The sequence below is a fragment of the Pirellulales bacterium genome (assembly GCA_019636335.1).
Classification (GTDB): Bacteria; Planctomycetota; Planctomycetia; order Pirellulales; family JAEUIK01; genus JAHBXR01.
This window is the reverse complement of the sequence record JAHBXR010000020.1, coordinates 21153-47190: the sequence shown is the minus strand read 5'-3', so window position 1 is coordinate 47190 and position 26038 is coordinate 21153. Positions and strand designations below refer to the sequence as shown.

Annotated in this window: 22 protein-coding genes; 14 read left to right on the top strand and 8 right to left on the bottom strand. The window is 64.4% G+C overall.

Features of this window, described 5'->3' with window-relative positions:
* The first annotated feature begins 171 nt into the window (after positions 1 to 171).
* Positions 172 to 1023 carry a hypothetical protein gene (locus KF708_18270; GenBank protein MBX3414639.1) on the top strand — a complete coding sequence of 284 codons (852 nt, stop codon included), beginning with the start codon at positions 172 to 174 and terminating at the stop codon, positions 1021 to 1023.
* A gap of 83 nt (positions 1024 to 1106) precedes the next feature.
* On the opposite strand, the gene KF708_18265 is transcribed toward KF708_18270, so the two are convergent.
* On the bottom strand, positions 1107 to 1703 hold the full coding sequence (locus KF708_18265) for a HupE/UreJ family protein (protein ID MBX3414638.1): 597 nt from the start codon (positions 1701 to 1703) through the stop codon (positions 1107 to 1109).
* A gap of 447 nt (positions 1704 to 2150) precedes the next feature.
* On the opposite strand from KF708_18265, the gene ispH reads away from it, so the two are divergent.
* From ispH to KF708_18250, 3 genes are all read left to right on the top strand, one after another.
* Positions 2151 to 3089 carry a 4-hydroxy-3-methylbut-2-enyl diphosphate reductase gene (gene ispH / locus KF708_18260; protein ID MBX3414637.1) on the top strand — a complete coding sequence of 313 codons (939 nt, stop codon included), beginning with the start codon at positions 2151 to 2153 and terminating at the stop codon, positions 3087 to 3089.
* Between the two features lie 7 nt (positions 3090 to 3096).
* Positions 3097 to 4230 carry a mandelate racemase/muconate lactonizing enzyme family protein gene (locus KF708_18255; protein ID MBX3414636.1) on the top strand — a complete coding sequence of 378 codons (1134 nt, stop codon included), beginning with the start codon at positions 3097 to 3099 and terminating at the stop codon, positions 4228 to 4230.
* Positions 4231 to 4348: 118 nt separating this feature from the next.
* A complete protein-coding gene (locus tag KF708_18250; protein MBX3414635.1) occupies positions 4349 to 6145 on the top strand; it encodes a 50S ribosome-binding GTPase in 1797 nt (598 codons plus the stop codon).
* Between the two features lie 289 nt (positions 6146 to 6434).
* On the opposite strand, the gene KF708_18245 is transcribed toward KF708_18250, so the two are convergent.
* The 3 genes from KF708_18245 to KF708_18235 form a co-directional block, all read right to left on the bottom strand.
* On the bottom strand, positions 6435 to 6740 hold the full coding sequence (locus KF708_18245) for a hypothetical protein (GenBank protein MBX3414634.1): 306 nt from the start codon (positions 6738 to 6740) through the stop codon (positions 6435 to 6437).
* 313 nt (positions 6741 to 7053) lie between these two features.
* A complete protein-coding gene (locus KF708_18240) occupies positions 7054 to 8088 on the bottom strand; it encodes an agmatine deiminase family protein (GenBank protein MBX3414633.1) in 1035 nt (344 codons plus the stop codon).
* Between the two features lie 9 nt (positions 8089 to 8097).
* Complete coding sequence (locus KF708_18235; GenBank protein ID MBX3414632.1) at positions 8098 to 9006, bottom strand: carbon-nitrogen hydrolase; 909 nt, start codon at positions 9004 to 9006, stop codon at positions 8098 to 8100.
* A gap of 132 nt (positions 9007 to 9138) precedes the next feature.
* On the opposite strand from KF708_18235, the gene bioD reads away from it, so the two are divergent.
* Positions 9139 to 9837 (top strand): dethiobiotin synthase, encoded by a 699-nt coding sequence (gene bioD, locus KF708_18230; protein ID MBX3414631.1) that lies wholly within the window; start codon positions 9139 to 9141, stop codon positions 9835 to 9837.
* A gap of 144 nt (positions 9838 to 9981) precedes the next feature.
* On the opposite strand, the gene KF708_18225 is transcribed toward bioD, so the two are convergent.
* Positions 9982 to 13455, bottom strand: coding sequence for a HEAT repeat domain-containing protein (locus tag KF708_18225; protein MBX3414630.1), 3474 nt, complete (start codon positions 13453 to 13455; stop codon positions 9982 to 9984).
* 311 nt (positions 13456 to 13766) lie between these two features.
* Between KF708_18225 and ispG the strand changes: the two genes are divergently transcribed.
* The 4 genes from ispG (at position 13767) to KF708_18205 (ending at position 18182) form a co-directional block, all read left to right on the top strand.
* Positions 13767 to 14915 carry a (E)-4-hydroxy-3-methylbut-2-enyl-diphosphate synthase gene (gene ispG, locus KF708_18220; GenBank protein MBX3414629.1) on the top strand — a complete coding sequence of 383 codons (1149 nt, stop codon included), beginning with the start codon at positions 13767 to 13769 and terminating at the stop codon, positions 14913 to 14915.
* Positions 14916 to 15213: 298 nt separating this feature from the next.
* Positions 15214 to 17016, top strand: coding sequence for a hypothetical protein (locus KF708_18215; protein MBX3414628.1), 1803 nt, complete (start codon positions 15214 to 15216; stop codon positions 17014 to 17016).
* Positions 17017 to 17193: 177 nt separating this feature from the next.
* Entirely contained in the window at positions 17194 to 17664 is a 471-nt protein-coding gene (locus KF708_18210) for a hypothetical protein (GenBank protein MBX3414627.1), read from the top strand.
* A 149-nt stretch (positions 17665 to 17813) separates the two neighbouring features.
* The gene (locus tag KF708_18205; protein MBX3414626.1) at positions 17814 to 18182 is read left to right on the top strand and encodes a helix-turn-helix transcriptional regulator; all 369 of its coding nucleotides are present in this window, start codon (positions 17814 to 17816) and stop codon (positions 18180 to 18182) included.
* A 73-nt stretch (positions 18183 to 18255) separates the two neighbouring features.
* Here KF708_18205 and KF708_18200 read toward each other — a convergent pair whose 3' ends face one another.
* Positions 18256 to 18885 carry a tetratricopeptide repeat protein gene (locus KF708_18200; GenBank protein ID MBX3414625.1) on the bottom strand — a complete coding sequence of 210 codons (630 nt, stop codon included), beginning with the start codon at positions 18883 to 18885 and terminating at the stop codon, positions 18256 to 18258.
* Positions 18886 to 19299: 414 nt separating this feature from the next.
* On the opposite strand from KF708_18200, the gene KF708_18195 reads away from it, so the two are divergent.
* Positions 19300 to 20001 (top strand): hypothetical protein, encoded by a 702-nt coding sequence (locus KF708_18195; GenBank protein MBX3414624.1) that lies wholly within the window; start codon positions 19300 to 19302, stop codon positions 19999 to 20001.
* Positions 20002 to 20108: 107 nt separating this feature from the next.
* On the opposite strand, the gene KF708_18190 is transcribed toward KF708_18195, so the two are convergent.
* Positions 20109 to 20471 (bottom strand): response regulator, encoded by a 363-nt coding sequence (locus KF708_18190; GenBank protein MBX3414623.1) that lies wholly within the window; start codon positions 20469 to 20471, stop codon positions 20109 to 20111.
* 310 nt (positions 20472 to 20781) lie between these two features.
* Between KF708_18190 and KF708_18185 the strand changes: the two genes are divergently transcribed.
* From KF708_18185 to KF708_18170, 4 genes are all read left to right on the top strand, one after another.
* Positions 20782 to 22209 carry a DUF1501 domain-containing protein gene (locus KF708_18185; GenBank protein ID MBX3414622.1) on the top strand — a complete coding sequence of 476 codons (1428 nt, stop codon included), beginning with the start codon at positions 20782 to 20784 and terminating at the stop codon, positions 22207 to 22209.
* Positions 22210 to 22302: 93 nt separating this feature from the next.
* Positions 22303 to 22689 carry a hypothetical protein gene (locus KF708_18180; protein ID MBX3414621.1) on the top strand — a complete coding sequence of 129 codons (387 nt, stop codon included), beginning with the start codon at positions 22303 to 22305 and terminating at the stop codon, positions 22687 to 22689.
* A gap of 150 nt (positions 22690 to 22839) precedes the next feature.
* Complete coding sequence (locus tag KF708_18175; protein MBX3414620.1) at positions 22840 to 23346, top strand: hypothetical protein; 507 nt, start codon at positions 22840 to 22842, stop codon at positions 23344 to 23346.
* A gap of 70 nt (positions 23347 to 23416) precedes the next feature.
* Positions 23417 to 24847, top strand: a complete 1431-nt coding sequence (locus KF708_18170; GenBank protein MBX3414619.1) for a sulfatase — start codon at positions 23417 to 23419, stop codon at positions 24845 to 24847.
* Positions 24848 to 24904: 57 nt separating this feature from the next.
* Here KF708_18170 and KF708_18165 read toward each other — a convergent pair whose 3' ends face one another.
* The gene (locus KF708_18165; protein MBX3414618.1) at positions 24905 to 25801 is read right to left on the bottom strand and encodes a DUF1559 domain-containing protein; all 897 of its coding nucleotides are present in this window, start codon (positions 25799 to 25801) and stop codon (positions 24905 to 24907) included.
* Positions 25802 to 26038 lie beyond the last annotated feature (237 nt).

The following is a 26038-nucleotide window of genomic DNA, read 5'->3' as shown; positions in this document are numbered from 1 at the left end:
GGAATCCTAACCCGAAGCGTCGGCGAGGGAGCACTTTGCTCGATATTCTTTCCAGGAATTCCCTCGCTGACGCTTCGGGTTGTGATTGGATTTGTCCGTCGTAGGGCCGTTTCGTTATAACGCACTCCGTTTTTGTCGGGCACGCGCGTGCCTGACCAGCGTGGATCTTTCATGTTCTGGCAATCGATGGTGCGCAACTGGATCGTCAAGACCGCGAAAGAGCGGCTGTACGAGGAGGTGGCGCGCACGCAGGGAGCACAGGACGACGGCCTGCCGCGCGAACGCGCTTGCGATGTGGGCCTCGTCTTTGCGCTGCCGGTCGAGCGCGGCGCCATGGAAGATCGGCTCGACGGTGTCGTGCGGATCGAATCGGCCGGACTGGTCGCGCGGCAAGGTGGCTTGCGCGGGCGGCATGTGATGCTCGTCGACTCGGGCATGGGCATGGAGCGGGCCCGACGTGCGACGGAGTTGTTGATCGCGGGGCATCGGCCGGAGTGGATCGTTTCGGCGGGGCTCTCCGGCGGACTCGTAGCGGAGCTGCAGCGCGGCGACCTCGTCGTGGCCGAAAGCGTGGTCGACGAAGCGGGGGGAATGCTGACGATTGAACTGCCGGCCGGCATGGCGGAATGGCTGACGGGGCGCAAGGCGCAGCGGGGGCGCATGCTGACGATCGATCGCATCGCCGACACGCCGGCCGAGAAGCGCACGCTCGGCGAGCGGCATCAGGCGCTATCGGTCGATTGCGAGACGTACGCCGTGGGGGAGGCGTGCCGCGCGGCGGGGACGAAGTTTCTCGCCGTGCGCGTGGTGCTCGACGAGGTGGAGGATCGTCTGCCCGACGAACTGCTGCGGTTGAGCCGCACGCAGGGAGGCGTGCGTCGCGCGGGAGGGCTGGTTGGAGCCGTGTGGAATCGCCCAGGTTCGGTGAAAGAGATGTTCGCCTGGCAGGAACGCTCGCTCACCGCGGCCGACCGTTTGGCGAAGTTTCTTACAGGGTTGGTGGCACAGCTAGTGGAGTTTTGATCGGCCTGTAGGTCAGGTACGCGCGTACCTGACAATGTTCGACGTGGCCAACTCGGTAGATTGTCAGGTACGGCGTACCTGACCTACAGGAGGCCGAAGATGAGGGCGACGCTGGCGGCGGCGATGGCGGCGCCCGACCAGCGGACGGCGCCGAGATTGATCTTCTTGGCCATCAGCATGCCGACGACGATTCCGGCCGCGTGCAGCGTGGCGGTGGCGAGCAGGAACCCGGCGGCGTAGGAGCCGAGGGAGCCCCCTTCGACCATTTCGGCGGCATGGGCATAACCGTGGCAGGCGGCAAAGAGGCCGACCAGCAGGGCGCCGATCCACAGCGGCACGGCTCGCGTGGCCGCGACGAGCAGGCCGAGCACGAGGACCGAGGCCATGATGCCCCACTCGATGCCGGGGATGGAGACGCCGGCGCTGGCCAACAGTCCGCCGGCAAGCATACTGGCCAGGAAGGCGGCCGGCATGAGCCACAGGCCGGGGCCACCCAAGCGTACCGCCAGCAGGCCGACGGCGACCATCGCCAGCAGGTGATCGGCGCCCAGCAGCGGGTGCCACCAGCCATCGGCGAACTCATGTCCCGCGTGACCGGGATGGGCCAGCGCCGGCTGCGACAGAGCGACCAGGAACAGCAGGGCGACAAGCGGCAGGGCCAGCAAGGTACGAGCGGACATCGCGGCGGTCTCCGTGTGGGAGGCGGTCGGGCAGGTTGGCTGTTACTACAACTATACCCGGCAGTATAGCGGCCCGTTTTCAGCTTTGCACGACAGGGGCGAGAGCTGGTTGGAACGGAGCCAGAGAAGCGGTTATGCGGTTTGCCCATCAGCGGTTAAGGGGAGAGAGGGGCCGCCGTTTTTAACGTTTGGCCAGCTTGCCTTATGAACATGCCGAACCACGAGATTCGCACCCCTTCGATGCTGGGCGAACGGGCCTGTGGCTACCCCCCACCGGCGCGAGCCCTTATGATGCCTGGAGAAGATTCGCCGGCCGCGCTAGGCGGTCTGCCCGCGGGTTCTGCCGACGTGACGGGGGGTCGTCTGTTGGCGGAGTTTGGCCACTCGTCCGAGGAACATTCCGTGGCACACGCCGCACCTACCACGAATCCGCCCCGCGTGGCGTCGATGAGAGTTTTGCTGGCGGCTCCCCGGGGCTTTTGCGCTGGGGTGAACATGGCGATCGAGAGCCTGGAGTTGGCGCTGCGGCTTTTCGGCACGCCGCTCTATGTCTATCACGAGATCGTGCATAACAAGTACGTGGTGGATCGATTTCTGCGCGAGGGAGTGACGTTCGTGAACGCTTTGAGCGAGGTGCCGCACGGGGCGCGGTTGCTCTATTCGGCGCATGGCGTGTCGCCCCAGATTCGGGAAGTAGCCGCCGAGCGCAACCTGCGCACGATCGACGCCACGTGCCCGCTGGTGACCAAGGTGCATCACGAGGCGCTGCGTTTCGCGCGCGATGGTTACACGATATTGCTGATCGGTCACGAGGGGCACGACGAGGTGATCGGCACGATGGGCGAAGCGCCGGAGGCGATCCTGCTGGTCGAATCGCCCGCGGACGTGGATCGGCTCGAGTTGGAGGATTGCCCGAAGCTGGCCTACCTGACGCAGACGACGTTGTCGATCGATGACGCGAATCGCATCATCGATCGATTGCGCGAACGTTTTCCGCAGATTGTCGGTCCACCGAAGGAAGACATTTGCTACGCCACGCAGAACCGGCAAGAGGCGGTGCGGCTGCTGGCGCGGGAAGCGCAGGTGGTGATTGTCGTCGGCAGTCAGAACAGCTCGAACAGCCAGCGATTGGCCGAGCTGGCGCGCGAGTCGGGGGTGCCGGCGTACCTGGTGGATGGCGCGGCCGATATCGATCTGGCGTGGTTCCGCGGCGACGAGACGGTGCTAGTGACCGCCGGTGCGAGCGCGCCGGAGATCGTGGTGGAAGATTGCCTCGAGTTCTTGCGAAAACGATTCGGCGCGACGATCGAGACTCGCAGCGTGCGCGAAGAAAGCGTGCATTTCCAGCTTCCGCGCGAGTTGCGAACGGCGTTGCCTTCGGCATGAGGCGGACGTGACCGCGCAGCAACCGCCACATTCGTCGGGAGGACGTCGCGTGGCGGCGCATTGGAACACCTGGCCGGAACGGACGCGCGAGATCCGTCTGGCCGATCTCGATTTCTTTCTCGTCGAGTTGCCCGCCTTCGGACTGGCGCCCGCCAGCCGTGCGGTAGTGGTGCGGCTGGCGTGCGATGCCGGGCAGGAAGGCTGGGGAGAGGCGGTGCTCCCCTGGCGCGCGGGAGAACTCGCTTCGCGGCGCGACGCCTTGCTGCCGATCCTGGCCGGGCGAAGCATCTTCGACATCGCTTCGCTGGTGGAGCTCGATACGCTCGACAGCCCCGCCTTGCGGGCCGCGGTCGAAATCGCCTCGTGGGATCTGGTGGGGCAGGCGGCGGGACAACCCCTCGCGCACCTGTGGGGGGGCGTGTATCGGGGTCGAGTGCCGCTGGCGGCGCGATTGCCCATGGGTCCACCGGAGCGAACGGCGCAGCTTTCGCGCGAGCTGGCCGATCAGGGGTTCCACGTGCAGATCGTGACCTCGTCTGGCGTGCTGGAAGAAGATCTGGCCAGCATCGCGGCGATGCGTTCGTCGGCGGGAGATCGCCTCGAATGGCGTTTCGATGCCGAAGAGGGCTACGACATCGCGCGTGCCAGCGAATTGTGCGCGGCGCTCGCCAGTGCCGGAGCGCGCTATTGTCTCGATCCGCTGGCTGACGGCACGGTCGAATCGCTGGTGGAATTGCGCGCCCAGGTGTCGCTTCCTTTGGCGGCCACGATCGGCGCCGGGGGCTCGCGGCAGGTACACGACCTGGTGTGCGGCTCGGCGATCGACGGGATCGTCGTGTGCGCCGATCGCATGGGGGGCCTGCTTGCCGCGCGGCGCGCGGCGGCCGTGGCCGAGGCGGCGGGGCTCGCGGCGTCGCTGGCCGTGGGTTCGCGCGGAGGTATTGCCCTGGCCGCGTCGCTGCAATTGGCCGCCGCGACCCCGTCGTTCGTGATCGGCAACGAATCGGCTTACCGTTCCGGCGGCAACGACTTGCTCGCCGAGCCACTCGAAACGGTCGACGGGATGATGACCGTGCCGCTGCGGCCGGGGTTGGGCATTTCGGTCGATCGCGACAAGCTCGAACGGTGGTCGCTGGGGTGAGGTAGAGTGGCAGTGGCTAGGGGCAGGGGTCAGTGGCCAGTTGTTCGTTTTCACCGCCGACTCATTGAACGGTTGTTGCTAGGCTAGTCACTGTCCCCTGACCACTAACCACTGCCCCATGCACGACGGCGAACTGGCACATCTGGAGCTCTTGGCCGAGATCGACTCGCTGGCGGCGGAGCTGCGCCAGTGGGGAGAAGGGGCGCCGGCCTGGGGGCCGGCGCGGCGCTCGGCGGCGCTGGTGGCGCGATTGTCGGAACGGGCGAGCTCGTTGCGATTGCGGCTCGAGGCCCCGCTGGTGGTAGCCACGCTCGGCGGCACGGGGACCGGCAAGAGCACGCTGGTCAACGCGCTGGTGGGGGCCGAGGTGGTGCGCGCGGGACGCGAGCGCCCGACGACGCGCCGTCCGACGCTGGTCTGCCGCAACGATCTGCGGCCCGAGCTGTTGGGGATCGATCCGGCCTCGGTCGATGTCGTGACGCGCGACCTACCCGCGCTGCGGGATCTCGTGGTGGTGGATTGTCCCGATCCCGACACGACCGAAGACGCCGAATCGCGCGGGACGAATCTGGCGCGGCTGCGCGAGATCCTGCCCCACTGCGACGTGCTGTTGGTGACGACGACGCAGCAGAAGTATCGCAGCGCGCGGGTGCTCGAAGAGCTGGCCGCGGCGGCGCCGGGGGCAAGGCTCGTGTTCGTCGTGACGCACGCCGATACCGACGCCGACGTGCGCGACGATCTGCGGCAACTGCTGGCGAAGGACTACGAGACGGGGGAGATCTTCTTCGTCGATTCGCCACAGGCGCTGGCCGACGCACAGGGGGGGATCGCGCCGCGCGGCGAGTTCGCGCGGCTGGTCGATCTGCTGACGCGGCAGCTTGCCGGCGCGGCGGGGAATCGCATCCGCCGGGCGAACTTTCTCGATCTCACGCACGAGACGCTCTCCACCTGTCGCGCGCGGCTCGAGGCGGCACGGCCGGCGCTCGGCGCCGTGGAAGAGGCGCTCGTCGAGCAGCGCGGACGACTGGCGGCGGTTCTCTCCGCGCGGATGCGCGACGAGCTGCTGTCGAGCCGGCGCCAGTGGGAGAACCGCCTGCTGGCCGAGGTGACGTCGCGCTGGGGGTACAGTCCCTTCTCGCTTCTGCTGCGGGCGTATCAAGGACTGGGAGGGCTGATCTCGGGGGCTGTATTGATGCGCGCGCGAACGCCGGCGCAGATGGCGCTATGGGGCACGGTGGCCGGCGCGCAGGCGCTGCGCCAGCTTCAAAGCTCGAAACGCGCGAACGAGGCGGTGCGCCGTGCCGCGGCTTGGGAGTGGTGCTCCGGGGAACTGCGCACGGCGTCGATCATTCTCGACGGTTATGCGGCCGAGGCGGAGCTCACCGTGCGACACGAGTCGAGCGACCGGCTGGCGCGCGAAGCGGTCGTGGCGGGTGAATCGTTCGCCGCGCGGGCCTCGAACGATTTGCAGGAAACGGTGCGCCGCCTGGCGAACAAGCACATCGGCTGGTTCACGCGGGCAAGGTACGAGCTGTTGCTGCTGGCCATGCTCGGCGTGCTCTTGTACCGGCTGGGACGAAATTTCTTCTATGACTCGTGGCTCGCGCCGGAGCCAGTGCCGGTCTTCGGCATCGATTTTCTCATGGCGTCGGGGTTGTGGCTCGTGCTGTGGTGCGCCCTGCTGTTGTGGGCCTACACGAGCCGCCTGCGGCGCGGTTTGAAAGGGGCGGTGAACGAGCTGGCGGAGAAATGGATGTCGGCCGGCGCGATGTCGGCCCTCTTCGCCGACTACGACGACCCATGCCGCGCCGCGGCACACTTCAGCCACGAACTCGAACGCCTGGAGGCCCGCGTGGGGGCGCTGCGCGCCAAAGTGGCCGAGCCCACGGAGCGATTGGGACATAAGATTGCCTAACACACGGCGTGATGTGTTGATGTCAAGACGGCTAATCGCCGTAGAAATCCTTATCAGACACCCCGTCCGCGGCAGTTAATCCGAGGCGTCGGCGGATCGCCTTTATCACCGCCTTGGGCTTCTGATCGGATTCATTGTGGCATTTGGTGGGAATGCTGCGCTTTTGTCCAGATACCATGCGGCTCAGCATTCGCTCAGAACCCTTGCCTCGGGAGGCAGACTCCTGGACCCCATAGCGCTTGAGAATTGCAAGCAGGTCTCGGTATCGAAGCGTCTTGTCCATAACCGACTATGCCAGCGTCAACTCGCGGGCGTTTACTCGGTGAATCGGCTGCGATGGAGTCAAGGAAATATTCATGTCGCGCGCGATCGAAAACATACGCCAAAGCTCGGCTGGAGCAGGCGCATATACCGATTCTATATTTCCTTCAGCAAGCGCGGTCGTGACTTGCAGCATGATCAGTCCCATCAGAGATTCCATTGCCTCTTCAGGGCTAGAGCCTTCTGCTGGAAGATCCAGTTCAAGGCAATGGGCGATCCACCACTCGTCTTCCCAATAGACGATTACGTTCAAGTCCAAGCGAATTTCATTCATGTCAGCCATTGTGCGCGAGCCGGACTAGTGAATGGTCGCCGACCTTGTCGGAACGTGAAAAAAGAATCGGAGTCCTAGCGGACTCCTCGACTCCATATCAAGAGAAACTTGACTTGTGTCAAAATGTTATCTGTCACAGTGGCGTAAGTCAATCGACAACAGCGAGTTACGTCGCTCCTGGTTGTTGCATGCCATTGTGGCGATGCCAGTTGCGACGAACGACCTCGCTGAAGAAACTCGAAGCAATCTATGACATACGTCTGTGACGCTCCTTCTGCCGAGAAGCGCCATGCTGCTTGTTGACGAGTTGAATCTAGGGCAGTCGCGGTTCTTGCTGCGTGATGCAGTGGAACGCACCGAGTCCCCAGACGAGATCGACCGCGCGGATGCCGAGTACCTGGCGGTCGGGGAAGAGCCGGCTTAGCGTTTCAAGCGCCGGGGCGTCGGCGGGGTCGTCGTACTGCGGCACCACCACCACGCGGTTGCCGATGTAGAAGTTGCAGTAGCTGCCGGGCAGGCGTTGATCGTTGTAGTAGGCCGGCGCGGGTTGCTGGAGGGGAAGCACCTCGAGTTTTTTTCCGTCGACGTCCTCGAACGTTTGCAGTCGTTCCCAGTTGTCGGCCAGCGCCTGATAGTTGTCGCTCGATTTGTCCGCTTCGTAGGCGGCGACCACCACACCCGGCTTCACGAAGCGGGCCAACTCGTCGATGTGGCCGTCGGTGTCGTCGCCGGCAATGCCCCCGGCCAGCCACAGCACGCGCCGCACCGCGAGATAGTCGGCCAGGTACTGCTCGATCTCTTGCCGCGAAAGGTGCGGATTGCGATTCGGATTCAGCAGGCATTGCTCGGTGGTCAGCAGCGTGCCGCGGCCATCGACGTCGATGGCGCCCCCTTCGAGGATGATGCCCGGGGCGTAGCGGCGGCGACCGGTGATCTCGGCGATCTGGCGCGGAACGCGGTTGTCGTCGTCGAAGGGGGGATACTTGCCCCCCCAGGCGTTGTACTCCCAATCGACAAGCGCGGGGGGCGAACCAGTCGGGCCAACGAGAAAGGTCGGCCCGTGATCGCGCATCCAGGCATCGTTGGTTTTGATGTCGTGCAGCGTGACGTTGGAGATATCGCCTACATGCTGGCGGGCGTCGGCCATGACGTCGGGGCGGCCGGCGAGGATGTGGACGTGCTCGCCGGGGGCGAGCGCGCGGACGAGTTGCCCCCAGATCGGCGGCACCGGATCGAACTTGCCGGGCCAGCTCTCGCGGTTGTGGGGCCACGAAAGCCAGGTCGCGGCGTGCGGCTCCCATTCGGCGGGCATGCGGTAGCCGAGCGCGGCGGGCGTAGCGTCGCTCATCGAGAATCCTCAGTCGAGATAGCGCCGCGTGAGATCGCCGTAGGCGTCGATGCGCCGATCGCGCAGGAAGGGCCAATGCGTGCGCACCACCTCGATCTGCGCCAGGTTGCACTCGACGAGCAACGTCTCCTCGGCGTCGTGCGAGGCGCGGGCCAGCACGTTGCCGTTCGGATCGGCCACGAACGAGGCGCCCCAGAATTCGATGTTCCCTTCGATGCCGGTGCGATTCGGCGCTGCGACGAAGACGCCGTTGGCAATGGCGTGGCTACGCATCATGGTTTCCCAGGCCGAGTGCTGGCTGGCGCCGAACTCGGCTTTCTCGCTGGGGTGCCAGCCGATGGCGGTGGGATAGAACAAGATCTGCGCGCCGGTCATGGCCGTAAGCCGGGCTCCTTCGGGATACCATTGATCCCAGCAGACGCAGACTCCCAGGCGGCCGTAGTGGGTGTCGAAGCTGCGGAACCCGAGATCGCCCGGCGTGAAGTAGAACTTCTCGTAGTAAAGGGGATCGTCGGGAATGTGCATTTTGCGATAGACGCCGGCCTGCGAGCCATCGGCATTGAAGACGACGGCCGTGTTGTGGAACAGGCCGGGCGCGCGCCGCTCGAAGATCGAACCGACGACGACGACTCCGGCGTCGCGGGCCGCGGCCGAGAGGGCCTCGGTCTGCGGGCCGGGAATGGTTTCGGCCTCGTCGAAGCGGCGATGGTCTTCGGTCTGGCAGGGGTACTGCCCGGCGAAAAGTTCTTGCAGGCAGACGATATTCGCGCCGGCGGCGGCAGCCTCGACGATGCGGCGCACGGCCTTGTCAATGTTGGGCTGCTTCGCCTCGACACAGGTCATCTGCACGAGCGCTACCGTGACTTTATCGCCGGACACGGCAGGACGCGGGGCAGGTTGTTTTTCTTTTGTCGTCATACGAAGCTGATGCTACCTTATTGCCGTCCGCGCGGACAATGAGCCTCTCTGGTTGGCAGCGCCAGCATTTTCATCCGGGCCTCCCTGTGGCGCCCTCGGCTCACGGGTGACGCGGAAGGGAGAAGCGGCACGATGACCAAGCCAGTTCGAGGACTTTTCGTCACCGGCACCGATACCGCCGTCGGCAAGACCTACGTCGCGGCGATGATCGCGCGGTGCTTGTTCGAAGCGGGCTATTCCGTCGGCGTCTACAAGCCGGCCGCTAGCGGCTGCCGCGCCGAGGGGAGCCAACTGCTGGCCGATGACGCGATCGCGCTGTGGGAGGCCGCCGGCCGGCCAGGTCGGCTCGAACAGGTCTGCCCGCAATGCTTCACCGAGCCTTTGGCCCCCCACATCGCCGCGCGGGCCGCGGGGCAGGAGATCGACACCGACTTGCTGCGCTCGGGGCTCGATCCCTGGCGTGACGGGTACGACGTGGTGGTCGTCGAGGGAGCAGGCGGGCTGATGTCCCCTCTCTCCGACTCCGACTATGTGGCCGATCTGGCGAACGACTTCGGCTTTCCGCTCATCGTGGTGGCGAAGAACTGCCTGGGCACAATCAACCAGACGCTGCAGACCTTGATCGCCGCGGCGACCTACCGCGAGGGACTCGAGGTGGCGGGGATCGTGCTCAACCGTACCGGTAACGGTGCTGGCGATCGCAGCGTCGAGACGAACGCCAAGGAGCTGGCCGCGCGGGCGGTACCTCCCATCCTGGCCGAGGTGCAATTCGGCGCCAACGAGTTCGACCGCGAAGTCGACTGGGCTGGGCTGGCTGGCGTGGCGCGGTAAACCGAATCGCGTTGCCACTCAGCTTTACGGTGCGACAACAGTACGTCGTACTTCTCGACAAGCAGCCGTGTCCCGTCGGATGCTACCACGTTTTCCGGGCTTCCGTTGGGCGCCCTGAGGTCGTTAGCGGAGCGGAGTAGGACGTCATTCCGTGCGCAGTTCCACCGGTTGCGGTGCTGCGATAGCCAGCGATACTCCTCCTGGTCCGTCGACGTTCTCGACTTTGACCACGATGGCGTTGCGGCCCTGGGCGAGTTTGGTCGTCACTTCGTCTTGTGCTGGCGTGAGGGCGCGGGAGCCGTCGTGGCGATGCACTTCGCGCCCGCCGACCCAGCAGCGACAACTATCGTCGCTGCCCAAGAGCAGCTTTACCTCTTGCTCGACAGGGCTATCGGCGAAGACGAGATAGTAGTTCACGACCCGCGTGCCGCGCTTGCCGTGGGCGGCGGCATGCTTCACCTGGTCGAACGCCAGATGGCCCTCGAGGGGCTCGGCCGAAACGACCTCCCAGGCGACGGGCTGCTTGTTGACGCCGGAATAGCTCGCGGCGAGATCGGGCGCCGCCAGCGACGACTCGGGTCCGAAATCGTGATCCTGCGCGCTCCCCTGCCCGCGCGGGAAGGGACCGAGTTGTCGAAAGCGAGATACTTCCTGCACGGCGTCTTTCAAACTGGTGAGAAACGCGAGTAAATCGGCGGCGTCTTGTGCCGTGACGTCGCGCAAGATCAACTCGGGCATCACCGACTTCGATTGCGGCTCGATCGCTTCGACTTCTTTGGCCGCAATGCGTACCAGCCGATCTTCGGCATCCTTGAGCACGACTTGCTTGTCGGATCGCTCGACGACGAAGCCTGCATACAGTTGCCCCCCCGAGGTCTCGACGACGTGCGGGACGTACTCCGGCGCGATCGCCTTGGAGGGATCGAGGATCGTTTCGAGCAAGGTGGCACGCTCATACTTGCGCCCGATCTGGCTCAGGTCGGGCCCCAGCGAGCCCCCTTGCCCTCGCACGGTATGGCAATCCTTGCAGCGGGCGGCGGTGCTCTGGAAGAAAATGTCGCGACCGCGCTCGGCATGCCCCGCCAGCGCCAGGATATCCTGCGCGCGGATCGCCTCGCCCAAGCGCTGCGGTCGCTCTCCCTCGGGCAGGAAACGCTCGAAGAGGACGCGGACGTTCGCGTCGGGGTGATCGATGGCGCGGGCAATCGCCTGCGTTTGAAGTTTGGCGTCGAGCTTGTGGGCGTCGATCGCACGCAGCAACCACAAGGCGCCCCCGGTGGAAGAGGTCAGCCGCTGGACGGCGGCCTCACGCGCGATGGCATCGGTGGAGGATTCATCGGTCGTATTGGCCGACAGCAGCTTCTCGATGGTTGCCCAATCTTGCAGGTCGACCAGCGCCACGACGGCCGCGCGACGCACGTCCGCATCGCGGTCGTCGACGAGTGGTGCGAGCGAGGGGGCCACGCCCTCGGGGCGCAAGCGGGCGAGGATTTCGATGGCCCGGCTTCGCGCGCGGGAGGGGGCGTCGGCGTCCGCGGCCAGTGTCAGCACTTGGGGGGCGAGCGAGGCGAGCGAGCGCGCCTCGACCAGCGCCAGGGCCGATTCCTGCAGCTCGGCGTCCGCCACGAGGGGCGCCAATTGGTGGGGCAGTTCGTCGTCTTCGGCCAGGTCGCGCCAGATGCCCCCCAGGTTCGCGGCGACCAGCGCGAGTGCCAGCCGGCGCAGTTCGGCATCGGCCGCACGATCGGCCACGAACCGCAGCACGCTACGGGCGCTATCGAGCGAGGCGTTCGTGCCGAGCGCCTGCAACACGCGCTGCCGGTCGGCACGCGACAGTCCGGCGTCGGCCAGTTGCCGCGCCTGCAGCTCGCCGGTTGCCACGGGATCGAGCAAGGCGAAGAGAGGCATCCGATCGACCGAGGTCGCCTGGCGGCGCACCAGTTCGTCGTAGAGCGCACGTTTGCGATCCTTCGCCGCGATATGGATCGCCTCGAGCAGATAACGGTCCCCACCGTCGTATTCTTCGGCGAGGGTGGCGAGCGCCTCGAGCGCGGCGGACGTGTCGATGTTCGCGATCGCCAGCAGCACTTCACGCTTTGCTTGCGGCGAAGCATCGTTGGCCAGTGGCAGAATCTGTGCGGCGTACTCGGCGCCGTGACGTCGCAAGATGCGCACGGCCAGGGCGCGAAACGAGGGATCCTCGTTCGTCAGATGGGCGAGCACGACGCCACGCGCCGAGCCCCCAATGCGATCGAGCATCCACAGCGCACGCGCACGCACGTTGGGGTCTTCCGCATTCTTGGACAGCTCCGCGAGCAACGGCACGCTCGCTTCGGGTTCGGCCAACAGACGCTCGCGCGCCAGGAACTGCGTCGCCAGGTTGGGGCTGGCGAGCGCGACGAGGGCCTCGGCGCAGTTGTGGTAGGGACCGGGCTTCTCGCGCCGCGCCGGCTTCGCACCCTGGGGTGTCAGGCGAAAGATGCGTCCGCGGTGCGGATCGTTGTAGGCATGCCCGCCGACGCCGCCGTCGTACCAGTCGGAGACATACAGGCTGCCGTCGGGGGCCGCGCACACGTCGTCGGGGCGGAAGTAATCGTCTCCCTGGCTCGTCAGCAGCAACTCGGTCGAACCGCGCTGTCCGTAGCCTTGCGGTTCGTGCGGATAGCGGCGAACCTCGCGCGGGCCGGCGTCGGCATGCAGCGGGGCGTTCTTCAACGACGCGCCGAAGGCGTCTCCCTCGTAGAAGCAAATGCCGCAGGGGGAGCCGAAGCCAGTGACGATCGTGCCCGGCACGAAACCCGGTTGAAAGGCGCGAAAATGCCAGCCGGAAGAAAAAGGGATCTCGGCCGGCACGCGCTCCGGCGGCTTGCCGAACCAGCCGTAGTCGCCGCCGTCGAGGATCCAGCAGATGCGGGTGCTGAAGTTGCCGTCGTTGTCGTTATCGCTCAAGTACGCTTCGCCGAACGAGCTGACGCAGACTTCGTACGGATTGCGAAAATTCACGGCCACGGTTTCGAGCTGCGAGCCGTCGAGCTCGCCGCGCAGGACGGCCCCCCATGGGAACTTGATGTGCGAGCCATCCGTGCCCGTGACATCGAAACCTTCGTCGCCGTGCGACATCCACCACTTGTGATCGGGTCCCAGCACGAGACTGTGCGCGCCGTGATCGTGGTTTCTGCCACCAAAGCCGGTGAGGAGTTTCTTGGGCGGACCGTCGGCCTTGAGGTCGCCGTCGAGATCCTCGTACATCCACAGGTCGGGGCTGGTGGCGACGAAGACGCGCGGACCGGCGACGCAGATGCTCATGGGGCAGAAGAGGCCTTCGGCGAAGATGGTGGCTCGATCGGCGCGGCCGTCGCCATCGGTATCCTCGATGACCTTGATTTTGTCGGCCGGAGGGGTCTTGGCGTCCTTGCGATAGAATTCGATCTCGGCCACCCAGACGCGTCCCTCAGTATCGATGTCGATCGCCGAGGGATTCGTCAGCAACGGTTCGGAGGCGAAAAGGGTGACTTCCAAGCCCGCGGCAGGCCGGAGAGCGGCCAATTCTTCTTCTGGCGGAAGTTGGGCCTGGGCAGTTGACGCCAGGCACGCGACGGCCAGAGAGACGAGAGTCACGAGTCGGTGTCGAGACGAGATCATGGGCATGCGCGGTTTGCTCTCGGTCGTGGGCTAGTGGGGAATTTCGCCATCTTGATTGTGACGTGTGATCTGGGCCGCACCGATTGCGGTTCGTGGTATAGACGCTACTCTGCAGGGAAAAGTGCTCAAGCGGTGGGGTAGCAGCCGGGGCCACTTGTTGGGTGCGATTGTAAACTGAACGCGGGGGCGGCTCTACGTTCGGCCTGCGAGGTGCCGTTGTCAAAGACTGGCCGGTCGCCAAGAATAGGACACAAGCGTTCCGATGGTGAAGTTCTCCGGGAGCTAAGATCTTGGTCGATCTGCCTCGTAATCCGACGCGCGCCGTGAAGATTGGCACCGTCACGGTTGGCGCGGGGTATCCCGTTGCCGTGCAGAGCATGACCGCCACCCCCACGCGCGACGTGGAGGCCACGGCCGCTCAGGTGGCGGATCTCGTCGCGGCGGGCGCCGACGTGGTGCGCATCGCGGTCGACAACCCGAAGGACGCCGCGGCGCTGACCGGCATTCGTGCCCGCACGTCGGCCAATCTTTCGGTCGATCTGCAAGAGAACTACCGCATGGCGGAGCTGGTGGCTCCGCACGTCGACAAGATTCGCTACAACCCGGGACACCTCTATCACCACGAGCGCGAGAAGCCGTGGCAGGACAAGGTGCGCTACCTGGCCGATATCGCCGCGCAGCACGATTGCTCGATTCGCGTGGGGGTGAATTGCGGGTCGGTCGATCCGGCGATGAAGGAAAAGTTTCCGGCCGAGGATTCCATCTCGCCGATGCTCGAGAGTGCCTGGGCTCATTGCACGCTGCTCGACGAGATCGGCTTCACGCGCTACTGCGTCTCGCTCAAAGATTCCGATCCCAGGAAGGTGGTCGAAGCGAACCGGCGTTTTGCCGAAACGCGTCCCGACATCCCTTTGCACCTGGGCGTGACCGAGGCGGGCATGCCGCCCGACGGCATCCTCAAGACGCGCATCGCCTTCGAGCAGTTGATCTCGCGCGGCATTGGCGACACGATTCGCGTCTCGCTCACCGTGCCCAATGCTCGCAAGGGAGAAGAGATCGCCGCGGGGCGGCAGATCCTGGCCGATATCGCCCTGGGCCGCGTGCGCAGCGTGGTCGATTATGGCCTCTCGACGCTCAACATCATCAGTTGCCCCAGTTGCTCGCGCGTCGAGAACGAGGCTTTCGTCGAACTGGCGCAACAGGTCAAGGAAATGACCCGTTACGCCGCCGATCATGCCATCACGATCGCCGTGATGGGTTGCCGCGTGAATGGGCCGGGCGAAACCGACGACGCCGATCTCGGGCTTTGGTGCGGCCCGAACTTTGTGAATCTCAAACGGGGTAGCGAGGAGCTCGGCGCGTTTCCCTACGACGCGATTCTGCCTCGCTTGCGCAGCGAGCTCGACTCGTTGATCGCCGAGCGCTCGGCGGTCTGATTTCGCGATCTCCCGCTACGCGTGCCTGGCTTGCCGCGGCTCGAGACGTGGTTGTCGCCTGTTCCCTGGTGTTGACACCCCCAGCGGGCGGACGCGCGCCGGCGCCCGCTGATCGATTTCCGTTCAGGGGGGAATCCTTACGCATTATTTAGCGGTAGGGGTCGTGTCGGTTGGGCGTGGACTGCCGATAAGAAGGGTAATCGGAGCCTGAACGATTGCGCCGTAGATGAGCGTCATGCTAGCTGTAACAGCGCCGTCGCCCGATCGTCGCACTCTCTGGGAGCAGCCAGATACTCCAATGCGAGTCCATTTTAAGAATTCGGTCGTACGACGCCTTGCCTGGGTCCTGATCGCGGCCGGCTTGCCGAACGTGGCGGTGGCCCAACAAACGCCGACAGCGGTGCTGGGGCAGCCCACGGCGGCCTCGCCGTTGCCCTCCGGGAGCGTGGCTCCGGGCCGGGTCCATCAGGCATGGGTGCCGCCATCGGCGCCGATGGCTCATCTGCCCCAGGCGGAAGAGACGTCGAGCCGCCAACCTGTGGCCGTCGTTCCCCCGGTGCCTGGCCTGGCAGGACAGGCACCGGGAACGACCGGCGCGCCGAGTTCTATGCAGATGGCGGTGTTTCAGCCCGCGCCCGGCGTGGCGGCTTCGCCCCCGAGCGGTTTCTCGGCCCCGCCCCCACCGGAAGACATCGACGACTCTGGCAGCGACTCGAGCCTGCCCACGCCGATTTACGACCCCGTGCAGGCGGGTAACCTCGAACTGCGCTTGCGGCAGGCTGAAAAGCAGCTCGAGGCGATGGGGGGCAAGCCAAACGACCTGCTCCCCTTGATCAAGTTGAGTGGCTTCATGCAGCTCGACGAAGGGTTGTTCAGCCAAAGCGCCGCCAGCCGCGCCGAGCTGGGCGACATGCAAGACGGTTTGGGCTTTCGTCGTGCGCGTCTCTTGGCATTGGGCCAACTGACGGACTTCACCGGCTACACGATCGAAGTCGACTTCGGTGCCTTGGGACGCCCGAGTCTCGTGGACATTTGGGGAGAGCAGAGCGAAGTGCCTTTCTTGGGCACGGTGCGCATTGGTCAATTCCGCCAGCCGACGAGCATGGAATGCTGGACCAGTATTCGACACTTGGATTTTCTCGAGCGATCGGTCGGTTTCCAGGCGCTCGATCCGTTCCGTCGCGTGGGCATCATGGCCTACGCCATGAGCGACGACGAGCTTACCTCCTGGGCGTATAGCGTCTACGGCACGGGCCTCACTTTCTGGAATGGCACCGACACAACGTACAGCACGCTGGGGGACACGCGTTTCGGCACGCAGATCGGCGACCGTGGTGGTATCTCGGTCGTCGGCCGCGTGACCCATTTGCTGTATTACGACGAACCGTCCGAAGGTCGTTACCTGTTGCACGTCGGCGGCGGTTACAACTTCAGCGAGTTGGGAGGCAACAACGGCACCGGCTCCAACGCCAGCACCTACCAGGCCCGTGCCATTCCCGAGTTCTTCGTGGGCGATCCCGCGGGGGGTGGTTTGACCGCGGCGGGAACTCCCTTCATCGTCGATTCAGGCCGCATCCGGGCGAACAATTACAACATGTTCCACACCGAGCTCGCGGGGAACTACGGGCCTGCCCACTTCCAAACGGAGTGGCAGGGATCGGTTGTCGATCAGCTCACCGGATCGGCCATTTTCTATCACGGCGCCTATTTCCAGTGCGGTTACTTCCTTACCGGAGAGAGCGTCCGTTATCTGAAGCAGGCGGGCGTGCTGGATTACAACGTCACGCCCTACACCGATTTCTTCGGACTCGGCCGCCACGCGCGGATGTGTGGCTGGGGCGCGTGGGAAGTCACGTTCCGCTGGTCGTACCTGGATCTGGAAACCGGCAAGATCCTACCGGTCAATCAGCTCTCGAACAGCGTCGGTCCACCGCCGTCGCCGAATCCCGGCATCGTGAACGAGAGTACCATCGGTCTCAACTGGTGGTGGAACCGTTTCACGCGCGTGCAGTTCAACTGGATTCACAGCATGCCCGACTACCCGACCGTGGGTGTGGCGCCGTTCGATATCTTTGCGGCACGGTTCCAGGTCGAGTTCTAATACGCGTCGCGGGGGGCGTCCGGTGTGAAAGTGCAACAACTGTAGCGATCGCGTACGGCCGTAAAGTGGAGCAGGAAGCGTTTTCGAGGCTGCCAGACCGGCCCGTCGCGAGCGTTTGGTCGAAACAGAACATAGGCCGGCCCCGCCCGTCTTGGATGGAATCAGCAGGAAGGACCCATGCGCGCCATCACTACTGCCGCGATTGTTATCGCGATGATCGTTCCTTCCATCTCGCACGTGCTGGCCGGCGACGGGTGCTGCGATCACTGCGGCGCGAGCTGCTGTGTGCGTCGTGTGTGTGTCCCCAAGGTGGTCGAGAAGGAGATCACCAAGGTCTGTTGGGACTGCAAGTGCGAAGACATCTGTATTCCCGGCCCCAGCAAGAAATGCTGCACGAAGTGCGGCAAGGATGAATGCGGCTGCTACAGCTTCGACCTCTGGCAGCCGACCTGTGCCAAGGTGAAGACGCGGCACGTGCCGGTGAAGAAAGAAGTGAAGCGCAAGGTGCCAAAGATCGAGTGGACGGTCGAGTACCGTTGCGATCGCTGCTGCCAGGATTGCCAGAAGATACCGGCCCTGCCCGCCGCGGCGCCTGCCGTGGAACCGGAGGGCAGCCCCGCCCCGTCGCCTCCCCCGGCGTTGAAATAGCCCTCGTTCGCGGCTGACGACATCGGCGACTCGCCGACGAACGAGCTCAGGTCGATCAGGTGGAGCTGCCGTCCCTCGTTTCGAGGGGGACGAGTGGATCGACGAAGTGACCGTGTATCCCGTCACCGCTTACGTCCTGGAGGATTGACATGGCCAAGAAGCGAACTCTGCAGGAGGGGCGGGGGGGGCGGATCGTTCGCCCGGCCACGGAGGAGAGTCGTCGATATTTGCGCCGCGCGATCGAGGAGGAAAAAGCGGGCATGGCGGCGAATCGTGCGTTGGGCCTGATCGCCCTGCGCGAGCGGCGCGAGCTAAGTCAGATCGTCGGCCACCTCAAGGAACTGCGACAGCGGCTCGGCATTCCGCTGTCGGTCGTAGCCGACAGAACCGGCATGACTCGCGGTAACCTGTCGCGCCTGGAAAACATGGACGGACCCAATCCCACGATCGAGACGCTCCGGCGCTATGCCGAGGCCATTGGTCACCGCATCGAAATCGCCGTCGTCGCGCAACAATGACACCTGCCCAGTCGGAATACCTGGTGGAGCCGCCGCCTCTCGAGCTATCCGCAATCTTGGCTGTGACGCAGCATTAGCCGCGTTCGAGGGCGCGTTTCAGGCGCGCGATGCCTTGACGGACCGCTTCGAGATCGGGGTTGAGCTTCAAGGCGCGCGACAAGGACGTGAGGGCCTCTTGTTGCATGCCCATGCGCAGGTAGCACTGCGCCATGCCGGTAGCGGCGTCGAAATGGTAAGGATTCAGCTCGAGCGCTTCGTGGCAATCGCGCAGGGCGTCGACGTAGCGGCCCGTTTGATAGGCGGCGATGGCGCGCTGATTCCACGCTTCGGCCATCCAGGGGGCGGAACGCAGGAGCTCCGTCGCGCGGGCGATCGCTTCGGCATACTGGCGCGAGCTGTTCAACCGCACGACGATCCGCAATTGCTGGCGTTGCACCTCGCTCCCCTGGCGACGCCAGACCGAGCGGATGCTGTTCGCCGCGAGATAGCGCACCATGCGATCGCGATCGCGCAACGCCGCGCCCAGCACGCTGTTGACTTCCCAATCTCCCAGAAAGCCGAGCGCCAACACCGCCGCTCGACGGACCGAGCGGCGCGAATGCGACGCCAGGCGCGAAAGCGAACCGACCGTATAACGCTCGGCCACGCGTTTGATGAAGGCTGCGGAATCCTGATCCTTCAGGTACGCTTGGTAGAGAGACACCAAGACCGGCCTGCGACGAGAAACACTCACGCTCGTAGCTCCAGGAAGCGGAAACAAGAGATGTTCAGGTCGATCCCCCACGGCGGCAGAAACCGCACGATTGCTTCGACCTGACGAGCATAGGTACGAGTTTAACCAGACTTGCGAGGTCGGCAAATGAAAAATCGCGCGAATCAAACATTTGATCCCGCGCGATCGTATACCCGCGCAGCACACGAATCGGCATTCAGCGCAGCACGCCGCGCAAGACAACAACAAAGCGTGAATTTTCTGAGAAATCGCTCGACAGACTCACACGAACTGGCGTCACCTCCCGCGCGTAAAGTCCTCTTTACAGGCGCTCAGTCGAGGTGCTGTCACCGCGTCGTACAAATCACATTGCGGCGCGTTTCAGCGACGAGGATCGTGCTGGCGATGGTACTGGTGGCAAGCGTGATGGAAGGGTCGCGGCCCATCGTGGCGGTGCCCCCCGCGGCGCAACGCAGCGCCGCCACGACACGGAGCGCGGCGGGGTCGCGCGGCGGCGAAGTGCGTCTGAACGTGCAGTGGTCAGGAGTTCCGTTGCGCCGCGCCATGCAGGGGCTCTCGCAGAGCAGCGGCGAGGCGATCGTGCTCGATCGACGCATCGATCCCGAGCGATCTGTTACGCTGACACGAGAGGGGGCCAAGCCGGGAGAGATCGTCGCCGACGTGGCGCGGGAGCTTGGCCTCGAGGTGGTCAACGTGGGGCCGGTACTTTACATCGTACCCCCCGCGACGGCGGAACGCGTCGAGGCTGAATTGGGACGCCAGGTGGCGGCCGCCCGACGACTGAGGCCTCCCCAGGCCCGGGCGTGGTCGCGCCGGATGACGCTCGTCTGGCCCGAGTTGGCGGAGCCCCGTACGGTCTTGGCCGAGTTAGCGGGTCGCGAAAAAATTTCTCTCGCCGGAGGAGAAAACGTTCCGCACGATCTCTGGCCCGCCGTCGAACTTCCCCCGCTCCTCCTGGCCGAGCGATTGACGCTGCTCTTGGCGCCGTTCGATCTCACTTGGCGCTCTATCGACGAAGGACGCGGCATCGAGATCGTGCCGCTTGCAGTAGAGCCGGTTGCCGCGCCGGCGAATTCACTGCGTTAGAAATGCCACAGGCCGCGCGGGTCGTTCGACTCCGCACGGCCTGTGGGCTTGTTCTCACCCGTCCTTGGGTCACCGAACGGCCGCCTCCCATGCGGCGCGCTCGGACGTCAGCAGCCATGCCTGGCGAGTTTTTCTCGCAGAGTATCGGCCGTGAATGGTTGTACGAGATAGTCGGAGACGCCCGCCTCGATGGCCTTGAGCACGCGGCCTTTTTCGGCCTCGGTGGTGACCATGATGATGGGAACGTGCTTGTCCTGGGCGCGAATCTCCTGAATGACTTCGAGCCCGGATTTACCCGGCATATTCCAGTCGGTGAGCACCATGTCGAACTCGCCCGGCTTGAAGAGGGCGACGGCTTCGTTGCCATCGGCCGCTTCGACGGCCGCAGGCACGCCGATCGACTGTAGCGAGCGGATGAGAATCTTCTGCATCGTGATCGAATCGTCGGCGACGAGGGCCTTCTTGCTCATGGGTGCGATCTCGAGGATGGCGGCGCGGCAGGCGCTTTGGCCCGCGGCACTGGCCGACTTCAGCAGAACCCTAGGTCGCGGTGACGACGTGTCAAATTGGCCACAAATCCGCGGTTCAAACAGCACGCTCGCGAGTCCGATCAGGCAGGAATCACCCGAGGCAAGCGTAACGTCAGCCTGTGCCACGTTGACTTTTCAAGGTGGATCGGCCGGCGGTTTCGGTTTGCCCGGGCCACGGGAAATCGTCTAGAATCAGAACCCATCGGCGAAGGTCGATATGTCTGCCCAGCTTTGGTGAGGAACCTTGACGATGGCCGGTCCCGATCGAGACACGCACACGAGCGAACACGCATGCCATGGCCTCACGTCCCTCTTCGCCCCACGGGCGAATGACCTGATCCGCGTCGGTTCGCGACGCTGGTTCTTGCAGACGGGGCTGGCGGGTATCGCGGGATTGTCTCTGGCCGACGTGTTGCGCGGCCGCGCATGGGCCGCTTCGCCCGAAAGTGCCTTGCAAGGTGCGAGTTCTGCCACGCGCGCGACTCAAAAAACTTCGGTCATCATGTTCTGGCTCTCGGGCGGGCCGAGCCATCTCGATATGTGGGACCCCAAGCCCGATGCCCCGGCCGAGATCCGCGGGCCCTTCGGCACCATTCCCACGAAGCTGCCCGGCGTGCGCTTCAGCGAGCATCTGCCCCTGCAGGCGAGCATCGCCGACAAGCTGACCGTGCTCCGCTCGATCGACTGCAGCGCCAGCAACCATACGCCGATCACCATGCAGGCGGGCAACCCGCTCGCGCGCCGCACCGACGACGGTCGCGATGGCGATGGATACCCCTCGATGGGTTCGATCGTGGCGAAGTTCCGCGGCGCGAACGATCCCAGTATGCCACCGTTCGTCGGCCTGGCCGATTCCTGGGTTGCCGACGTGTGGGGCGCCGGGCACATGGGCTCGCGCTATGAACCGGTGAAAGGCACCGAGCTTGCCGGGCGCTTCAACCTGCCCAAGGGTGCCACCGTCGAGCGTTTGCAGAATCGTCATGATCTGCGCGTGCAGCTCGATCGCCTACGGCGCGATCTCGATACGCAGCACACGCTCGAGCGCCTCGACGACTACCATCAGCAGGCGTTCGACATGGTCCTGTCGGGCAAGGTGCAGAAGGCTTTCAACCTCGACGAGGAAAAGAACGAGCTGCGCGACGCCTACGGCCGCACGAGCGTGGGCGAAAAGGCGCTGCTCGCACGGCGCATGGTCGAGGCGGGCGTCACCTTTACGCTTGTGAGCGGCGCGTGGGGTTACTTCGATCACCACGGCGACGAAGTGAAATGGGGAGGCATCGAGAAGGGGCTCAAGCCGCTGTTGCCCACGATCGACCAGACGCTCTACGCGCTGATCACGGATCTCGAAGAGCGCGGACTGCTCGACAGCACGCTCGTGCTCATGCTGGGGGAGTTCGGTCGCACACCGGTGATGACGAAGACCGCCGGCCGCGGCCATTGGACCAACTGCATGTCGATGCTCGCCGCCGGGGGTGGCCTGCCGCACGGCCAGGTCGTGGGCGCGACCGACGCCCGCGGTTACGGCATCATCGAGCGCCTTATTACGCCGCAAGATCTGGCAGCCACGGTCTTCCGCTTCCTCGACATCGACCTCAATGGCCACTGGATGAGCCCGCAAGGAAGGCCCACGCCGATCGTGACCGAAGGGGGCATGCCGATCGCGGAGTTGGTGGGGTAGGTTGGTACAACTCGACCGTCTTGGACTGCTTGGGGCAAGCAAGTGCCAATCTTTCTTTGGGAAATGGTTCAATCCGCATCGCTCCTCACGACCATGAGCACGAAGCCGTCAAGCAACACTGCCGCTGCCGTCGAGCGACGCATTCGGCGTTTCTTTGACCTGCTGAATGATGAGCAGTTCGAGAAGTGCTATCAAATGATCGATCCGCGGATCCGTGACCGCGCCACTTCGGTCACGCTGCTGCAATATATTGATTCCGCCAAACGATTCCGTGAAAAGAGTGGCAGGCTAGATCTGCTGTCAGTCGATGTCGAAAGTCACGAGAACGAGCCTAGCCCGCTCTACGAGGATCGAGACTTCTCGATCGGCAAAAGCGTCTGCCACGTGAGGTCGGGCAAGACTATAGAGTTTCAAGAACGATGGGTGCGCGAGGGGCGCTCGTGGTACACTCGAGCGACCGGTTTCGTTACGACTGATTGATTCTGCTTTGCATCTTGTAGTTCACGCACTCCTTGCGTGACGATCTTCGACCACACGTCGTGTCGTAGTGCCGTCGTGGTGAGAATTCGGTGGAAGGAACCACGACGACACGACGGGCACAACGCTCGCTCAACGAAACGGAAGGAACGGATGCCTTACTTCTCTCGCATCGCTTTTGCTTGCGCTTATCTCTTGTTCGCATTCGCCGACCGCACGTTGATTGCCGTTGACCCGCCCAGGCCCGCTTCTGCTGCGAAGGGGGCCAAGACTGCCGAGGAGGCACTGCGGCGCTTCATGCTGGGGGTGATGACCAGCAATGCGGACGAACTGAAGCAGGTCACGCTCGAAACGAAGCCCGACGAATTCCGCTGGCTCTTGGGGAGCCAGGTTCCTCCCGAAGTGCTGCCGATGCTGCGCAAGGATATCGAGGGTTTTCCCATCGAGCGGCTGAAGCCGGGAGACGAATTCCAAACGCCTGATGGCAAGCAGATCGTCGTGGCGGAAGACTGGATCGGCGAAGACCGCGCCGTGCTGCGCATGAAAGGCGATCCGCTGGCGCAGCGCATCTACCTGGTGAAAGGCGCCTGGCGCGTCGATCCCGCGCCGATCATCGCGGCCCGCAAAGCGATCGATGCCGAGGGGCGCCAGGACAAGTAGGTGGCGCACCCCGTGCGTGACGAGCGGAAACATCTTTACGAAACGGCATCCCCTTCAAAAAAAGTGCAGCATGCGATACGCATTTTGGTCGACGCTTTTACTCGTGAATCTCGCGTCCTTCGCGGGCGCCGCCGATGAAAAGCCCAAGCTCAACGTGCTGTTGATCGTCTCGGACGACCTGAACACCAGGCTGGGGTGCTACGGCGATCCGCTGGTGAAGTCGCCGAACATCGATCGGCTGGCGGCGCGCGGCGTACGTTTCGACCGCGCGTACTGCCAATACCCGCTCTGCAACCCGAGCCGGGCTTCGTTCCTCACCGGCCGTCGGCCCGATCACACGGGCGTGCGCGAGAATCAAACGCATTTCCGCCAGGTCGATCCCGACCTGGTCACGCTGCCGCAGCACTTTCGCCACCACGGCTACTACGTGGCCCGGGTGGGCAAGCTCTACCACTACGGCGTGCCGACGCAGATCGGCACCGATGGTCTCGACGATCCTCCTTCTTGGGAAAAGGTGACCAATCCGCGCGGCCGCGATCGGGACGATGAGGATCAGATCTTCACCCTTGTCCCGGGGCAGTTCGGCGGCACGCTGAGCTGGCTTTCGGCCGACGGGACGGACGAGGAGCAGACCGACGCCATCGGCGCCGCCGCGATGGTGAAGGAACTCGAAGCGCACCGGGACGAGCCGTTCTTTCTCGCGATGGGTTTCTATCGTCCCCACACGCCCTACGTCGCGCCGCATCGCTACTTCGAGATGTATCCCACGTCCGACATCGAGCTACCGGTGAACACCGAAGAGGATCGCGCCGACGTGCCTCCCGCGGCGCTGACGATCAAACGCGAGGAGGCTGCCATGACCGACGACCAGCGCCGACATGCGATTCAGGCCTATCATGCCGCCACCACCTTCATGGATGCCCAGGTGGGCAAGGTGCTCGACGCCGTCGATCGCTTGGGCCTGGCCGAGAACACGGTGATCGTCTTCATGGCCGACCACGGCTACCATCTGGGAGAACACGGCCTGTGGCAAAAGAGGTCGCTGTTCGAGCAATCGGCTCGCGTGCCGTTTATCATCGCGGCGCCGGGCACGAAGGTGCGGGGCACGCCTTCGACGGCGCTCGTCGAGTTGGTCGATCTCTATCCGACACTGGCCGAATTGTGCGGATTGCCCGCGCCGAAGAAAGTCGACGGCCGCAGCGTGCGTGCGCAGCTCGACGATCCGCAACTCCCCGCGCGTAAAGCGGCGCTCACGCAAGTCACGCACGGACGGACGAGCAGACGCGAGCCTCAGCGACCGGACGTGTTGGGCTACAGCATCCGCACGGATCGCTGGCGCTACATCGAATGGGACGAAGGCCGCGCGGGTCGCGAACTGTACGACCACGAAAGCGACCCCGGCGAGAATGACAATCTGGCCGAGAATCCCGAGCACGCGGCGACGGTGAGCGAATTGAAGGTATTGCTGGCCGAGACGCGCGAGAACGGCAAAAGCAAGTAACGCAAGCTTTTCGCGGATGATGAGACGACAAGCCATGCAGGGAGTTCTCGAACGCCCTCATGGCTGATCCATTCCGTGCCAATCGATTGCTTCTCCGCCGCTGGGTGAGAGCAGCGCGCGAAGGTTTTCCGGAGTGATGGTGTCGTACAGCGTTACGGCGGATGCGTCCGACATAACGACCAGTGCCCTTTCGGCATGGTGGCTCGAGATTCCTTGCCCCTGCCGCGGATTGACACGTGGCGACATCTGGCTGATGTGCAAGTCTCGCGGCTCGCACCAGATCACATCCGAGTTTGCCACCTCGACGAGCATGATCGTCTGCGAGGGGTCGTCGGTGATCTGCTCGGCTCGAAACGGCTCGCTGCCGGGCCACATCGTGCCCGGACCCATGACCGCCAAGTAGTCGGAGGTGTTTCGGCGATCGGTGCGCGAGGGACATTGCAGCAGGATGGGCACCGTGTGGTGCAGTCGTCGATTGTTGGGCCCATCCCAGGGTTCATCGAAACGATACTTCGTCGCCAAATCGCCCCCTTCAAAAAACGGCAGCAACAAGGCCCGCCAGCTATGCATGGGGCGGCCTTGCGCATCGGCGACATACGCGGGCGGATAGCATCCGAAATGCTCGTGATAGTTGTACAGCGCAAGGCCCAATTGCTTGAGATTGTTCCTGCACATCGACATCGGAGCTGGACCGCGACTTTGTACCGCTGGAAGAAACAGCACCCCTAGAAACAGAGATGCGAATGCAGCCAACAACCAATGTACCCATGCGCGCCGGAACAAAAACGCCGCGGCACAGCACGCCAGCGCCGGCGCGAACCAGGGGGCCAGCCAGCCGACTTGATTCCAAAGTGCGAGAAACACGGCCACCGCCGAGACGGCCACGAATAGCTCCCACAGGCCGAACTGGATGCGGCGTCGCGGTGCCGGCGACTTGAAATCGTCGTTGCTCATGATGGCCACCCACGATCACTTGCGGCCTCGACGCATCGCAGGGCGACGAATGCGCCCTCTCGATCTCCATCCTAGCTGGAAGGAGTCCGCCGACGTACTGCGTCGAACAAGGTAACGCGACGACGGCAGAAAACCGCCGCGCAGGGGCCAAACAAGCAAGTCCCGGGCAACGCCCGGGGGAGCCCATTCACGCAAACACCAACCCCATACCCGAGTCCAGAAAGGGGGCCACAGAAC

Bases quoted from the DNA above. Each gene is read 5' to 3' on its own strand.
- KF708_18270 (MBX3414639.1), top strand. From the start codon at position 172: ATGTTCTGGCAATCGATGGTGCGCAACTGGATCGTCAAGACCGCGAAA.
- KF708_18265 (MBX3414638.1), bottom strand. From the start codon at position 1,703: ATGTCCGCTCGTACCTTGCTGGCCCTGCCGCTTGTCGCCCTGCTGTTC.
- ispH (MBX3414637.1), top strand. From the start codon at position 2,151: ATGAGAGTTTTGCTGGCGGCTCCCCGGGGCTTTTGCGCTGGGGTGAAC.
- KF708_18250 (MBX3414635.1), top strand. From the start codon at position 4,349: ATGCACGACGGCGAACTGGCACATCTGGAGCTCTTGGCCGAGATCGAC.
- KF708_18245 (MBX3414634.1), bottom strand. From the start codon at position 6,740: ATGAATGAAATTCGCTTGGACTTGAACGTAATCGTCTATTGGGAAGAC.
- KF708_18240 (MBX3414633.1), bottom strand. From the start codon at position 8,088: ATGAGCGACGCTACGCCCGCCGCGCTCGGCTACCGCATGCCCGCCGAA.
- KF708_18235 (MBX3414632.1), bottom strand. From the start codon at position 9,006: ATGACGACAAAAGAAAAACAACCTGCCCCGCGTCCTGCCGTGTCCGGC.
- bioD (MBX3414631.1), top strand. From the start codon at position 9,139: ATGACCAAGCCAGTTCGAGGACTTTTCGTCACCGGCACCGATACCGCC.
- KF708_18215 (MBX3414628.1), top strand. From the start codon at position 15,214: ATGCGAGTCCATTTTAAGAATTCGGTCGTACGACGCCTTGCCTGGGTC.
- KF708_18210 (MBX3414627.1), top strand. From the start codon at position 17,194: ATGCGCGCCATCACTACTGCCGCGATTGTTATCGCGATGATCGTTCCT.
- KF708_18205 (MBX3414626.1), top strand. From the start codon at position 17,814: ATGGCCAAGAAGCGAACTCTGCAGGAGGGGCGGGGGGGGCGGATCGTT.
- KF708_18195 (MBX3414624.1), top strand. From the start codon at position 19,300: ATGGTACTGGTGGCAAGCGTGATGGAAGGGTCGCGGCCCATCGTGGCG.
- KF708_18190 (MBX3414623.1), bottom strand. From the start codon at position 20,471: ATGAGCAAGAAGGCCCTCGTCGCCGACGATTCGATCACGATGCAGAAG.
- KF708_18185 (MBX3414622.1), top strand. From the start codon at position 20,782: ATGGCCGGTCCCGATCGAGACACGCACACGAGCGAACACGCATGCCAT.
- KF708_18180 (MBX3414621.1), top strand. From the start codon at position 22,303: ATGAGCACGAAGCCGTCAAGCAACACTGCCGCTGCCGTCGAGCGACGC.
- KF708_18175 (MBX3414620.1), top strand. From the start codon at position 22,840: ATGCCTTACTTCTCTCGCATCGCTTTTGCTTGCGCTTATCTCTTGTTC.
- KF708_18170 (MBX3414619.1), top strand. From the start codon at position 23,417: ATGCGATACGCATTTTGGTCGACGCTTTTACTCGTGAATCTCGCGTCC.
- KF708_18165 (MBX3414618.1), bottom strand. From the start codon at position 25,801: ATGAGCAACGACGATTTCAAGTCGCCGGCACCGCGACGCCGCATCCAG.